The 13687-nt window shown below is 42.6% G+C and carries 10 protein-coding genes and 1 pseudogene; 5 read left to right on the forward strand and 6 right to left on the reverse strand.

Annotation, left to right across the window (positions count from 1 at the left end; all coding sequences use genetic code 11):
* Positions 1–3 precede the first annotated feature (3 nt).
* Complete coding sequence (locus V7K62_RS04915) at positions 4–1107, reverse strand: TIGR03032 family protein (protein ID WP_334862276.1); 1104 nt, start codon at positions 1105–1107, stop codon at positions 4–6.
* Positions 1108–1805: 698 nt separating this feature from the next.
* Between V7K62_RS04915 and cysC the strand changes: the two genes are divergently transcribed.
* Positions 1806–2360 carry an adenylyl-sulfate kinase gene (gene cysC, locus V7K62_RS04920; protein ID WP_334862278.1) on the forward strand — a complete coding sequence of 185 codons (555 nt, stop codon included), beginning with the start codon at positions 1806–1808 and terminating at the stop codon, positions 2358–2360.
* 31 nt (positions 2361–2391) lie between these two features.
* Here cysC and V7K62_RS04925 read toward each other — a convergent pair whose 3' ends face one another.
* A complete protein-coding gene (locus tag V7K62_RS04925) occupies positions 2392–4404 on the reverse strand; it encodes an ABC1 kinase family protein (protein ID WP_334862280.1) in 2013 nt (670 codons plus the stop codon).
* Between the two features lie 246 nt (positions 4405–4650).
* Here V7K62_RS04925 and recN point away from each other — a divergent pair, with 246 nt between their 5' ends.
* The 4 genes and pseudogenes from recN to V7K62_RS04945 form a co-directional block, all read left to right on the forward strand.
* Positions 4651–6399, forward strand: a complete 1749-nt coding sequence (recN, locus tag V7K62_RS04930; protein WP_334862331.1) for a DNA repair protein RecN — start codon at positions 4651–4653, stop codon at positions 6397–6399.
* A gap of 973 nt (positions 6400–7372) precedes the next feature.
* A complete protein-coding gene (locus V7K62_RS04935; protein ID WP_334862282.1) occupies positions 7373–7804 on the forward strand; it encodes a hypothetical protein in 432 nt (143 codons plus the stop codon).
* Positions 7805–7939: 135 nt separating this feature from the next.
* Positions 7940–8530, forward strand: a complete 591-nt coding sequence (locus V7K62_RS04940) for a hypothetical protein (RefSeq protein WP_334862284.1) — start codon at positions 7940–7942, stop codon at positions 8528–8530.
* A gap of 365 nt (positions 8531–8895) precedes the next feature.
* Positions 8896–9093: pseudogene (locus V7K62_RS04945) on the forward strand (DNA repair protein RecN); the annotation flags it as partial.
* Positions 9094–9098: 5 nt separating this feature from the next.
* Here the strand turns inward: V7K62_RS04945 and V7K62_RS04950 are convergent.
* The 4 genes from V7K62_RS04950 to efeU all read right to left on the reverse strand — a co-directional run bounded on the left by V7K62_RS04950 (position 9099) and on the right by efeU (position 13313).
* Complete coding sequence (locus V7K62_RS04950; RefSeq protein WP_334862286.1) at positions 9099–9716, reverse strand: hypothetical protein; 618 nt, start codon at positions 9714–9716, stop codon at positions 9099–9101.
* Between the two features lie 252 nt (positions 9717–9968).
* Entirely contained in the window at positions 9969–11228 is a 1260-nt protein-coding gene (gene efeB / locus V7K62_RS04955; RefSeq protein ID WP_334862288.1) for an iron uptake transporter deferrochelatase/peroxidase subunit, read from the reverse strand.
* A gap of 29 nt (positions 11229–11257) precedes the next feature.
* Positions 11258–12448: an iron uptake system protein EfeO gene (gene efeO, locus V7K62_RS04960; RefSeq protein ID WP_334862290.1), complete on the reverse strand. Its 1191-nt coding sequence runs from the start codon at positions 12446–12448 to the stop codon at positions 11258–11260.
* Between the two features lie 31 nt (positions 12449–12479).
* Positions 12480–13313 carry an iron uptake transporter permease EfeU gene (efeU, locus tag V7K62_RS04965; RefSeq protein ID WP_334862292.1) on the reverse strand — a complete coding sequence of 278 codons (834 nt, stop codon included), beginning with the start codon at positions 13311–13313 and terminating at the stop codon, positions 12480–12482.
* Positions 13314–13687: the final 374 nt, after the last annotated feature.

A 13687-nucleotide genomic window follows, 5' to 3' on the forward strand; every position in this document is an offset into this window, starting at 1 on the left:
TTTTTAGTCATTAGGAATCACTGCACTCGGTCGCAGCCAGTAGTTAAACTCTGGTGCAGTAAATGCTTGGCGGATTTCTTTACGTTCTTGATTTAAAACCATCGGACGCTGCACACCAGGGAGAAACTGCACATCATAAAGTTCTTGACAGCCTGTAGTGAACTTCAGCATCCCTACCTGCTGTCCATTTCGTAAATCCACGACTGCCACACCACAGAGCAACCGCTCAAACCCTTGGGCAATGGGCAATCCCCCAAAAATATGCCGTTCCCGAATCTGGCAAAGTCCGACTAGGGCGTAATACCCCACGCAGCACAACCCCCGCAGAAATCCAGGCAGTACACAGACTACCTGTTTGTCCCCTGATTCTGGATGAATGCGCCATATTTCCCCAGCACCAGAGTTGAGCAGCCACAAAAACCCGTCATGCCAGATTGGGGAATGGGGCATTGATAATCCATCTACAATAATTTCATTGCTCTCTACTTCCACAACGACCCCACCGTTGGCTTTACCTGGTCGCCACCCCCCGACGGTATCTGTCGCACCAAGGGCAGTCACATACTTGGGGTTGCCATCCACCATCGCTAACCCATTGAGGTGGCAGCGGTCTTCTGGCACTACTTCGGAAATAAATTTGGGATGCCAGCGCGGTACAAAGCTAAAGTCTGGACTCAAGGCAGAAAGGCAGGAAAAGCGGGTGTTGACAATCCACAGCCCTTCCCTGCCAAATTCCAGGTCGTGAATGTTGAGGTCGCCTGTGAAGTATGCCATCCGTGGCAGGTAGAGGGCATCGTAGCGTCCGGGCTGGTCTTCTAAAAACTCATAGGCTAATGCGGGGGCATTGGCTAATAAACAGACTTCGTGATGGGTAGCCAGTGCTAGACGTGAACCATGAACTGCCAACCCCATTGGTTTGGAAAATTGGCGTAACAGCATAGTAATTTGTTGCCCATTCCAGCCCACAACTGCCAGTTTCCCTGCTTGGTAGGTGGTGATGGCAATTGAGCCTCCGGCTTGACTTAGCCAGGAGATAAATCCCTGATCGGCATCACACTGAATTAAGTTATTCTCTTCTGAGGCAGTAGTGGTAGAGGTAGCTAACATAAATAAGTTGAATTATCAAATTTTGTTGGGGAAACTTGGACTTAGTTGAGTACTAAAATAGTCAGTGGCTCTAGCCCTTAAAATTGAGCGATAAATCGCTCACTACGAACCTCTCAGAATTAATCAGACAGACCACTAAGCGTTCATTGTCAATAAATAAACAAACGTGTATCAGGAACAGCACCCAAAGGAATCGCCGCCAGATAATAGGTCGCGCCCCCATAAGGCTAGATCGTCCCTAACTTTATAAACATTTTGAACTTAGTTTTTTTTATAATGTCTTAGTGCTAAGTCTTATTGTGGGACATTACTGTTATAATAATGACTATTTTTTTAAATAAAAACTGTATATATACTGAATATAAAACTTGGTCAAAACTTCAATAATTTGCAACCTGGATCGGCAGACTTAGTTCGTATAGTCGCGAAGCTCATCGTTAGGCTTGAGAAAGTGCGTAGGTGTAGCCTGTCGTAAACATCGCCAGCCTCTGTATTAAATCTTGAGCCTAAATACGTATAAATGCGATTCTTAGGCTCGAAATGAGTAGAGGTAAAAGTAGCAAGGCTGACACGAGCCGCCAAGCAAGGCGTGAAATTCCTGCTAAAAAAGGATTATAAAAATAAAATTGCTATTTGACCCGAAATTACCCAAAAAAGCTTTTTTTGGTGTGCAATTTGAAGTGTACGGCGGAGGTAGGATGAGACAACAAGAGTATGGTGTGACAGTATGGTTCACTGGTCTGAGTGGTGCAGGTAAAACTACTATCTGTCAATTCGTGGAGAAGGAACTGCGGATACAGGGATACAGAGTTGAAGTTCTGGATGGCGATGCGGTACGTCAAAATCTATGCAAAGGGTTGGGTTTCAGTAAAGAGGATCGAGAAGAGAATATTCGGCGCATTGGCTTTGTGGCTCATCTTCTTGCCAGAAATAATGTAATTGTATTGGTTTCAGCCATTTCACCGTACCGTGAAATTCGGGAAGAAGTGCGCCAAAGTATTCCATCTTTCATTGAAGTTTACGTCAATGCATCATTAGAAGTTTGTGAACAGCGAGACGTAAAAGGGTTATATAAAAAAGCCAGATCCGGGGAGATTAAGCACTTCACTGGTATTGATGATCCTTATGAAATACCACTCTGTCCTGAAGTCGAATGCAAAACTAACCAAGAAAGCGTTGCCCAAAGTGCGACTAAGGTCTTAGAAAAGCTGGAAGAGTTGGGTTATATAGTTGCTAGAGTGAATAATTTATGAGTTAAAGAAAGTTTTTAACTCATAACTTTTACTAGGATGTCAATAATTGCCGAATTAACCTGGCTACAGCCTTTTGTGTGAAGCGGTTGGCAATTTGTTGACCTAAACGCTGTACATCTGAATTTACCAATAACTGGGTAATTTGGGGTACAAGTTCCACTGGATCAAAACCTTTTGTTTCTCGGAGAATACCTAATATACGTTTGATATGCTCCAAGGTTTGTTGTTGCTCAACTGTCGCCGACGGAGTTTTATTAACTGCTGTCAATCCTACCCGTTCTCGCAACAGGGAGGTAAAGTTATGCAAAACATTTTTACCTAAAGCATCGAGTCCATTAACAGATTCATCTACCAGCTTGTCACGAATGAAAGCACCGCGTTCAGATGACAGAAATTCTATCCCCTGATTCAGCACTAAATTAAAGTCGTAATCTTGACTGTTACGCGCATTTCGTAACAAGTTTTCTAAGCGATTCCAGCGAAATCTGCCATCTTTAAATAGCAAATCTTGCAATGATGCTCTTAATTGCGGTGCTGGATCAGTTAACAGGCGTTTAGAAACGTAAGGATAAGCTTCACTGAGAACTTTAAAGGTGGGATCTATAAATATTGCAATACCTTCGAGGGTCACGAGGGAGCGAATAATTAAGGCGTAGTAGGGCGGTACGCGGAAAGGATATTCATACATCAAAGCCGATAGTTCATCGGTAATGCTTTTAATATTAAGATCGGCAACACTTGCTCCTTCAGCATCAGCAAAGACTCTCGCAAAAGCTGGGATAATTGGTGTTAAATCGGTTTCTGGTGATAAGAAATCTAACTTAACGTAATCTTTTGCTAATCCTTCAAAGTCGCGGTTGACGACGTGGACGATCGCTTCAATCAAACCATAACGCTGCGCCGGTTGAATCTCGCTCATCATCCCAAAGTCGAGATAAGCCAGTTTACCATCTGGTGTTGCTAATAAATTACCAGGGTGGGGATCGGCGTGGAAAAATCCGTGTTCTAGCAATTGGCGCAAGGAACATTGTACACCCACTTCAATTAAGTAACGAGCATCTATACCTTGGGCTTTAATTTCTTCTGTCTGGGTTAATTTGATGCCGTTAATCCACTCCATCGTCAAGACGCGACGATTAGTATATTCCCAGTAAATTTTCGGTACATATATGTCTTTGATATGACCATATAACTCGAAAAATCGTTCAGCATTTTCGCCCTCGTGGATGTAATCCATCTCTTCAAAAATGCGATCGCCTAATTCATCAAGAATCCCAACTAAGTCACTTTTTACCCGTTTAACCTTTTTCTGCACCCAAGCAACGAGGTTACGCAAGATATACAAGTCAATGGTGATCCCCTCTCTCAAGTCGGGGCGTTGGACTTTAACAGCGACTTCTTCACCAGTTTTTAGCTTACCTTTATACACTTGCCCCAATGAAGCCGCAGCAATTGGCTGGGCTGAGAGTTCAGCGTAAACTTCTTCTGGAGGCGCACCTAGTTCTTCTTTGATAAACTGGTAAGCAATTTCGTTGGGAAAAGGCGGTAATTGGTCTTGTAACTTAGTTAATTCTTCTAGGTATACAGTAGGAACTAGATCCGGTCTGGTGGACAAAGCTTGTCCAATTTTGATGTAAGCGGGCCCCAGTTGGGTAAGCAATACTCGTAGCTGAGTGGCTCGGCGGCGGTCATTTTTGACGACTTTTCCCCGTTTATGATCAGACCACAACCCAAAAGCAAAGGATAGAGTCGGGCCCAACACGGCGAAAATCCGCCGGACAACTTGCATTTTTCTGTTTCGGTAATGCGCCGCGATGCTCACGGGATCGTAAAGCGTCTCAGGTTGGGCTGTTGTCCTCACCTTTTGGGCGGCTAATAGTCTTGGCGATGTCTGCAACTGGCGTACCTGGGGCACTACCAAGCTTTGTGTACCATTCGTTTCTGGCACTAGATCAATAACGTCCAGTTCGCCTCGGCCATTTGTGCCGTTGCGACTGTCCTCCTGAATCGGTCGGGAACTAGGGGGAAGTGTCTTAACAATCATGAAGAAGGCCACCGGTCAGAACGATCACATTAAGTATTGTAACAACATGTTTAGGAATTGGGCATGGGGCATGGGGCATGGGAATTCAAATAATTCTTTTCCAGTAACCAGTATCCAATGGTTTGCTACACTTAAATCGGCATACTAGTTCAATAGTAGTAGCTATTGCTAGTTGCTGAAAGCTCATACTAATTGTCCTGTAAATTAGAAGTATCCGGCATCTGTCCTCATGGAGAATTTGGCTTGATGTTGCTTTGCCTGCGAATTGAAAACTTTGCCCTAATTGACCAACTGGAATTGGAATTTGGCGCGGGACTAAATGTGTTGACAGGTGAAACCGGCGCTGGAAAATCGATTATCTTGGATGCCATTGATGCTGCTTTGGGCGGTAAAGTCTCTAGTCGAGTTATTCGCACAGGGACAAGTCGGGCGATGGTAGAAGCGACTTTCACTTCAAATGCTCCTCTAGCTGCTTGGTTAACCGAACAAGAAATAGATTTGCTTGATGAAAACTCCGTAGTCATTAGCCGAGAAATCACAGTCACTGCTAGTAATATTCGCAGCCGATCGCGGGTGAATGGCGTGTTGGTAAATCGGCAGATTATGGGAGGAATGCGCGATCGCTTGGTGGAAATTACAGCCCAAGGTCAAACGGTACAAGTGGGACAATCTGCCCAAGTCCGCGACTGGTTAGATTTATATGGCGGTGACTCTCTGATGCAGCAACGTCATAAGGTGGCCACGAATTTCAGTGCTTATCAACAGGCGCATTTAGCACTAGAAAAACGCCGGACATCAGAACGGGAACGGTTGCAACAATTCGACTTGCTCACTTATCAAGTGCAAGAATTGGGAGCAGCCAATCTCAATGAGCCGAATGAATTGGAACAGTTGGGACAAGAACGGGAACGCCTGAATCATGTCGTCGATTTGCAACAAATGAGTTACAAAGTTTATCAGGCTTTGTATCAAAATGATCATGAAACTCCCGCCGCAGCAGATTTATTGGGAAACAGTGAAGCGACATTAAATAACATGGTGGAATACGATACCCAACTACAACACCTGTTGGAATTGGTGCGGGACGCGCAAGCTGCGGTAATGGAAGTGGGAAGGCAGATTAACGCCTATGGGGATGGATTGGAAGCCGATCCGCAGAGGTTGGAAGAGGTGGAAGAACGAATTCAGGAATTAAAGCAAATTTGCCGCAAGTATGGCCCGACACTTACAGAAGCGATCGCTTATTACCAACGTATCCAAGGGGAATTAGCCCAACTTAACGACACCGAACAATCTATTGAAAACCTAGAACAGCAAGAAAAGGCGTATTTTGAAAAACTCACCCAAGCAACTAATCAGTTAACTCAACTGCGGAGTAAAGCGGCTGCTAATTTAGAATCACGTTTGATCGCTGAACTCAAGCCCCTAGCGATGGAAAAGGTAAAGTTTCAGGTTGAGATCGTGCCTACTTTTCCAACTGCCACCGGAGCAGATAAAATTACCTTTATGTTTAGTTCCAATCCTGGAGAACCACTGCAACCTTTAACGGAAATTGCCTCTGGCGGGGAAATGAGCCGCTTTCTACTGGCGCTGAAAGCTTGTTTTTCTCAGGTTGATGTGGCTGGAACAATGGTATTTGATGAAATTGATGTCGGGGTTTCGGGAAGGGTCGCCCAAGCGATCGCGGAAAAATTACACCAGCTAAGTCAACGCAACCAAGTATTATGTGTTACCCACCAGCCTTTAGTTGCAGCAATGGCCGATCGCCATTTCCGCGTCGATAAGCAAACTATCAATCAAGGTAAAGGTAAAAAAGCCAACAACGACAACGCCGAGCAGCGTACCGTTGTCAGAGTTACTACCTTGGATAATTTAACCACACGCCGGGAAGAACTAGCGCAATTAGCTGGTGGTAAATCTGCAAGTGATGCGATCGCTTTTGCCGAATCTCTGTTATTGCAAGCTGCTAATCATCGTCGCGGGAAGCATACTTGACAAGTTTAACAAGAAAGAATTCAGCAGTCAGAATTAAGTATGTGTAAACAGTAGCCTTTTTAAGGGGAGCCAGCGCGGTGTTGGGGTTTCCCTCATGAGCGACTGGCGTGGGTTAGGAGGATCTAAAAGTGCCTAAATTCACAGCGAAACACTTTTCAAACAACTTCTAAATATGTGGGTGTGGGTTTAAGTCCTCCACTAATTGATTATTAATTCTGTATTCTTCTTTAAGCTTAATTTTGAAAGGCATAATAATATCATTTTACACAAATCTTGATAAGTTGTCGGACAAAGTGGATATTTCAATGTTTTCAAGGAATTCACGTTCTGATTACATAAGGAGTTAAGCGAATTATTAACTTGACAGAAGAATGTTGTCGAATTTTGGAATTCCTTCCTGGTTCTTGCCACAAATATTATTTCTTAGCCTAAAAATATCTGATTAATGATTGGACATACTTGTGTTCTAATAATTCCATAAAATTGATTGAAATTAAAGATTTTTGTATAGCTAGCTTTTTCAAACACCCTCCTAAAGCTGGGCATTTTTTCCTACATAATTTATTTTTATTGATGGTTACTTAGATGTCTAAATTAGAATTTGGATTAACTTCATAAAGTTTGGTTTAGTATATAAGAGGTTGTTTGAAAAGTCCTCTTGTCGGTATCAAAATATTTTATATCCCCCTAAATCCCCCGATAAATTGGGGGACTTTGACTCCGGTTCCCCCCTTTTTAAGGGGGGTTAGGGGGGATCAAAGTGCCTAAAATCACAGCCAAATACTTTTCAAACATCCTCTCAGACTGAAATCTAGTTTCTATAAAACCATCTAAACTTCAGTAAATATCTCATGCGTCACTCAAGAGCGACAGTTTTAACTGTGGTTTTAATCTTTTTCGGAATGATAGTATTAAGCCATACACCAATCAATGCGATGGTGCATTAAAAGTAGAAGTTGAGAGGATAGGAAACATGACATCTTATGAATTGAATGGTATACACATAGAAATCTTTGCTCCTAACACAATACTCTTTCCGACTAGAGTATATCCCATTCCCAAAAAACAAATTGGGATTAATGTTCCAATTAAATTCGGCGTGAGTATAAATCACACAAGTTCAAATTATTTTTATCTTAACCAATTACAAGCTTTTATCCCACAGCTTTTGACATCAAATAGGCAGATAATACAGGGACATTTAGTTACAGACGATCTGGCTACTAATCAACAAAATAAGCAGCCAGATAGTAGCCAAAGTAGACAATCGGATTGGTGGAGAATTAGACCCAAATGCCGTACAAGTTTTTCTGTAACTGCAAAACTTTTTTGGCAAAATAATTCTTTACAACTAAAATTTCCTACTATTCCCGACTATATTCTTGATCCTTTTAGGTCTAATTAATTTTGGTATTTCGATGCACTTGAAACGAAAAATTATCAGCTTCGATTTATTTTCAATACTGATGTTAGAGATACATATGTTTCAAGTTCTAACATTAACCAAGAAGCAATTGAACGAGAAACTAGTTCAGACATATTGGCAACCCCGTGGGTAGATATTCGTCTTGTTCAACTCTTATCAACTGATAGTAATGCAATAGAACTAGATGGAGTCCTGTTCAAAATAGATATGCCAGAGTCCGTACTGACCATCCCTTCTAAATTATTTCAAGCCAAAACTGATTTCAAGCTAGGTATTTATATTACAAACAATACATCAACCACTCTTGGTTTTTACCAATTAAGCTCTATTGACGCAATTTTAATAAGTGATGATGGTAAACCAATAAATCCCTCTGGCGAACCAACTAAACTTGCTTGGAAAAACAATGAACAAAATTATTACTTGCTTCAACTAGGAGAAAAAATGTTTGTGGATTTATGTGGAAAACTTCTTTGGTATTCTTCTCAACTTCAATTCGCAATTTCTAGCAAAACTCGTAGCTTGAATGGAAAAAGTGGCTCTTATTATTTTCCTAACCTCAAAGCTGGTGCATTATATCGCCTCCAAGTCATATATCAAGTTTCTGAATTGAGAGCAAGGCGTTTAGAAGAACAAGTATTAGAAAAATTTTGGAGTGGGAGAATAGCTATGCCTATTGTAGAGTTTCGTCTTATCAAGGCATGAATAAAAATTGAACGAAATTATTGTCTTTATAAGAGACATCCTCATTTCGCCCAAAAACTGATTGAACGATAGTTTATACTCTAGTAGACAAACAGATAGTTTCCACCTATCAAACCTAACTCCAGGTTCAAAATACTATGCCTATATCAATAACGATATACCTGGTAATCAATGTAACCCAAATACATTACTAGAAACATCTGGTAAAAATGGAGCTTGGTACTCTGACAATGACAATAGTCACCCAGTTGATTTGGGATGGAAGTCAGGTAAGCTCAGAGTTGAGGCGGGTGGGTATCAGTTCCAAAGTCAAAGCGAATAATATTAACATCATCGTCAGAATCTTTTATCGAATACTCACCGAACAAGATAAAGGTAAAAAAGCCAACAATGGCAACGCGGAACAGCGTACCGTTGTTAGAGTTACTACCTTGGATAATTTAACTACTCGCCGGGAAGAACTAGCGCAATTAGCTGGTGGTAAATCTGCAAGTGATGCGATCGCTTTTGCCGAATCTCTGTTATTACAAGCTGCTAATCATCGTCGCGGGAAGCAGACTTGACAAGTTTAGGCTGCCAATTCTGAAAGGCGTAAACCAGCGATATTCTCGCAGGAAAAAGTCTCTCTACCCATCCATCGGCGGCAGATTAGCTCTATAATTTGGCCTGCCCAGTTGCGGAAAAACCATTGGCACAAGGAACCATCCTCTTGAGGAGTCATAGACAGAGGAATAAAGCCTTTCTTCTGCCATACCTCTGCTGCCGTATAAATATCATCGACAAGAATGGCAACGTGATGAACAGTATTAAAACCTTGCTTCTGGAATAAGTTAGCAATCTGTTCATGTGGCGCGTTCGGTGCAAGCAGTACCAAAATCATGCCTGACGGCATTAAGGCTGAGAGAAAGTACATGCTAGCATCTTCGGGCAATAGATTTTGCTCAGGACAAAAATCATCAGGCCATTTTCCTGGGCCTTCGGTGATTTTGGCATGATAGTCGATCAGAGTTTTAGCATAGTCTGTGAGAGTTTCTGAATCAGGAAACAACAGTACATAGTGATCTACGATAACTCGTTTACCAAATAGATGTATGCAAAAAGATGAGTTTAAAAATTCTGGAGTCTTGCACTCTTGTTTATACAAGAGCAATCCGTCAGTTTCTACAAAAGGCGACTCCTTATTCATTGAAGTCTCCTAAGTTAAAACCCTTTACAGCGTCTACCGCAAGGTTATTGCTCATAATGCTCATCGATCAAAACGATCTAGTATTCAATATTGTGGCTGAGAAACAAGGCTGATATCTACCATCATAACTAAGATTGTTTTGAGCCAATCTCAAGCACCAGCGATCGCAGGTGGTAAATCTGCAAGTGACGCGATCGCTTTTGCAGAATCTTTGTGATTGTAAGCTGCTAACCACTGTCAAAAAACTAAAAATTAAGCTTCTAGTAATGACTGACCGAGATAACCTCCAACAGCTTTGACACCAGGTAAAGCGAAGAAATATCCCCCACCAATGGGGCGAATGTACTCCTCCAAAGGTTCTCCTTTCAAGCGATTTTGCACTGTCACAAACCCCTTTTCTAAATCAGCTTGAAAACAGACAAACAACAAACCCATATCTAAATGTCCAGCTTTGTCAAACCCGCGTGAATAATTGAAACCACGCCGCAGAATCAAACTCGACTCTGATTTGCGAGGATTAGCAAGGCGGATATGAGCATCTAAAGGAATTTGTTGACCTTTAGGATCTTGATCGTAATTGGGAATATCTTTCTCGTGCTTCATCCCCAAGGGTGCGCCAATTTCCTTGTTTCGGCCAATAATTGTCTGTTGCTCCTGTAGTGGTGTGCGATCCCAGCGTTCGACTAAGTTACGGATCACCCGCACCACTTGATAGCTTCCTCCTACTGTCCAAGCTGGTTCGCCACTGTTTGGCTTTACCCAGACAATCCGGTTCATCAATTTATCATCGCTAGCATCTAGATTTGCCGTCCCATCTTTAAAACCAAGCAGATTACGCACCGTAGATTTGCCTTGTTTTTTGTGGGTATTTGGCGGCAGAAACCCCGCTATTTGCCAACGCAAAGTTATCAAGTCTGGCAAGCTCTTAATGATGTCGCGTAAAGCGTGGAGATTCGATTCCTCAGTATTCGCACAGAATTGCAACAGTATATCCCCATGACATAAATCTGGGTCAAGCTGGTCATTGTGAAAATTGGCCATAGTATCTAACCGCTTGGGTTTCAAGTTGCCAAGTCCAAAACGGTTATCGAACAGTGAGTTACCTACAGCTATGGTGATTGTCAGGTTATTGGGAGCGATCGCCGGGCCCATAATCCCCGAATCACTGGGTGGAAATTTGGGGTCGCGCGGCTTGGGTGTTCCCCCTGCCATGAGAAACTGGATGCGCTCAGTTAAAGTTTTGAATAACCGCACTAAATCTGCTTTATTTGTAGCAGTCGTATCAAATGCAACCATTAACCCAGCAGCAGGAGTAGGGGTAAGAATACCTGCTTGGTGAAGCCCAAAGAAGGGCACGACCTCTTCAGATGGGTCAAGAGTTGTTAAGAGAAGAGTCCGATAACCCAAAGTAGTCAAAGCTGCTACTCCACCTGCTGCTGCCATGCCAATTAACAAGTCACGACGGCTGATGCGGGGAGTAATGCGTAAACTTGGTTGCTTTGTAATAGACATAATTTACCCCTCTAGGAATTCTTGATCAATTAGTTAACGCCCAGAGTCCCGCGCAGCTGAGATAAATCTTCAGAAAGGGCAGCGATCGCTGTTTTCATGTCTTTTTTATCTGCTTCATTCACCTTGTCGTAGGTAGCAAAACCACCATCAGGGGTTTTGTATTTAGCAAGTTTTTGGTTAACTTTGGTGAAATTTGCATCCACACGCGCCAGTAGTTCGGGGTTGGCTTTTTGGATGACGGGGCGCAATAACTCCACAATCTTTTGGGAACCATCTACATTGGCGCTGAAGTCCCAGAGGTCAGTGTGGCTGTAGCGGTCTTCTTCCCCAGAAATTTTGGTAGCAGCCACTTCTTCAATCAAGCCAGCAGCACCGCCAACCATATTTTTCGGTTCAATAGTCAGGGTGGCAATGCGCTTTTGTAGTTCTAGTCCATCTTTCTGTAGCTTTTCGGCAAAAGGTTTCATGCCTTTTGTGGTTTTATCTTGGAATAAAGCTTTCTCTAGGCGATGGTATCCAGTGAATTGCGGGTCAGCCTCTTTTTTGGCAAAGTCATCAGCACGGGAATCCATCGTTTTATCGAGGTCGGAGAACAATTCAGCTATTGGTTCTGCGCGTTCCCAGTGAACATGGGTAGAGGCATAGAGTTTCTGAGACTTGGCAAGGTCGCCAGCAATCACGGCATCTGTGAAGGTCTTGTTGTCTGCCACCAGTTGGTCAACTTCTTTGGTGACGTAGACTTTATACTCTGCGATCGCACCTACTAATTTACCCTGATCTACAGTCCCTTTCGCTTGAGAATCTCCAACTCCTGCCTTCACTGTGAGTTTCCCCTTGGGATTGCTGCGTAAACCGCAAGCCATATCATACTCACCTGGTTCTAGATTGGTTTTAAGTTTTTGAACGAAGCCAGGAGCAATATTTTCCCGTTCCTCTATGACTTTCACCCCAGACAAAATTTCCCACTCTAAAGGTTGGCTGCTTTTATTGGTAATTACAAAGCTGTTTTGTCCAGATGTCAGTGTCAGCTGATTGGGTTCGCAACCTTTATCTGTCACAGTCAAAGCAGTTTCTGTAGAATTGTTAGCAGAGGTATCACTGGCTACTTTCGCTTCTGGAGAATTACTCCCAGAAGTATCGCTTGATTTGTTGGATTCACAGGCAGCTACTGTCAAGGCAATTAGACAGATAATTGTTGAGTACTTTAAAACATTTTTCATTCTTGTATTTTCCTAAAAATTATTAAAGTAGCTAGGAATGCCTTGCTGTACTCTTCTGTCTGGCGTTATCCCCTAAGAAGAACAGCGACATGGTAGGAATTAGATAGCCAAAATAGGCGATCGCCTCGCTAATGGTGGGAGCATCGTTATATCCAAAAAATCCCGCCAACAGTGAACCTATAAACCCGTTATTGGGAAGTACCCCGCTAGCATCGAATACTACTGTTTGCAGTAAATTCCACACTCCGGCTTCATGGAAAGCTCTCACCCCACTTGCTAACAGTCCAGCAGCAACCAGGATAATGAAGGCTCCTGTCCATTTAAAAAATCGCCTTAGATTGATGCGGATACCACCTTGATAAATGCCTATACCGACGGCTACTGCGGCTGCATATCCAAATAATGCTCCCACGGGAGCTTGAATTCCCAAATTTTGCTGGAATGTTGCCAGGAGAAACACTACTGTTTCCAAACCTTCCCGCAGCACGGCAAAGAATGCCATCCCCACCAGCGCTAGTCCCCATTTATCCCCCGACTGAATAGCAGTTTCAATTTGAGACTGTAACTCGCCTTTAAGAGAACGAGCAGCACGGCGCATCCAGAAAACCATCCAGGTGAGAACCCCAACTGCAACGATGGAAATTACAGCTGCAAATAATTCCTGTTCTTGTTGCGGAAAATCCTGACTGGTTATTTGCAAAATAATTGCAGCAACTAGACAAAAAAAAGTTGCTAGCGCAATGCCAACCCACACTGACTTCATCAAATAGGTACGCCCGGTTTGCTTGAGATAACTAGCAATGATACCCACGACAAGTGCAGCTTCAACGCCCTCTCGGAACATGATCAAGAAGGGAAAAAGCATGGATAACCTTATTAATTATAATTACTATCAAATCATCATGAGAATAATAGCTTACTTGAGAAGATTTGTATATAACTGCGAGTTAAAAAAGCTCTAAAATCCTGGAAGAATAAATTTTCTGTTTAAATGACAGTCTGTCAAATAAATATTGCAGACTGTAAATTATTACTCAATTGAAGTACGTAAATTAAGAAAACAACTCCTGCAACGCTTTGCTAGGAATTGTTTCCAGTGTTCTAACTCTTGAGAGATGGATAGCAAAGTGTTAGTTTAACACCTGTGTTTTCCGCATTAGCTAACCTGACTTTTCAAGGGATGTGGAGAAGAGGGAATGGTTCGCGAACATTATGACTTTGTTGGCGAATTCGATAAGC

Origin of the sequence: Nostoc sp. (assembly GCF_036917935.1) — a bacterium.
GTDB lineage: Bacteria > Cyanobacteriota > Cyanobacteriia > Cyanobacteriales > Nostocaceae > Nostoc.

What these genes read in the sequence shown, in the direction of transcription:
- cysC (WP_334862278.1), top strand. Translation starts at nt 1,806, where the DNA reads ATGAGACAACAAGAGTATGGTGTGACAGTATGGTTCACTGGTCTGAGT.
- efeU (WP_334862292.1), bottom strand. Translation starts at nt 13,313, where the DNA reads ATGCTTTTTCCCTTCTTGATCATGTTCCGAGAGGGCGTTGAAGCTGCA.
- V7K62_RS04950 (WP_334862286.1), bottom strand. Translation starts at nt 9,716, where the DNA reads ATGAATAAGGAGTCGCCTTTTGTAGAAACTGACGGATTGCTCTTGTAT.
- V7K62_RS04925 (WP_334862280.1), bottom strand. Translation starts at nt 4,404, where the DNA reads ATGATTGTTAAGACACTTCCCCCTAGTTCCCGACCGATTCAGGAGGAC.
- efeO (WP_334862290.1), bottom strand. Translation starts at nt 12,448, where the DNA reads ATGAAAAATGTTTTAAAGTACTCAACAATTATCTGTCTAATTGCCTTG.
- V7K62_RS04935 (WP_334862282.1), top strand. Translation starts at nt 7,373, where the DNA reads ATGACATCTTATGAATTGAATGGTATACACATAGAAATCTTTGCTCCT.
- efeB (WP_334862288.1), bottom strand. Translation starts at nt 11,228, where the DNA reads ATGTCTATTACAAAGCAACCAAGTTTACGCATTACTCCCCGCATCAGC.
- recN (WP_334862331.1), top strand. Translation starts at nt 4,651, where the DNA reads ATGTTGCTTTGCCTGCGAATTGAAAACTTTGCCCTAATTGACCAACTG.
- V7K62_RS04915 (WP_334862276.1), bottom strand. Translation starts at nt 1,107, where the DNA reads ATGTTAGCTACCTCTACCACTACTGCCTCAGAAGAGAATAACTTAATT.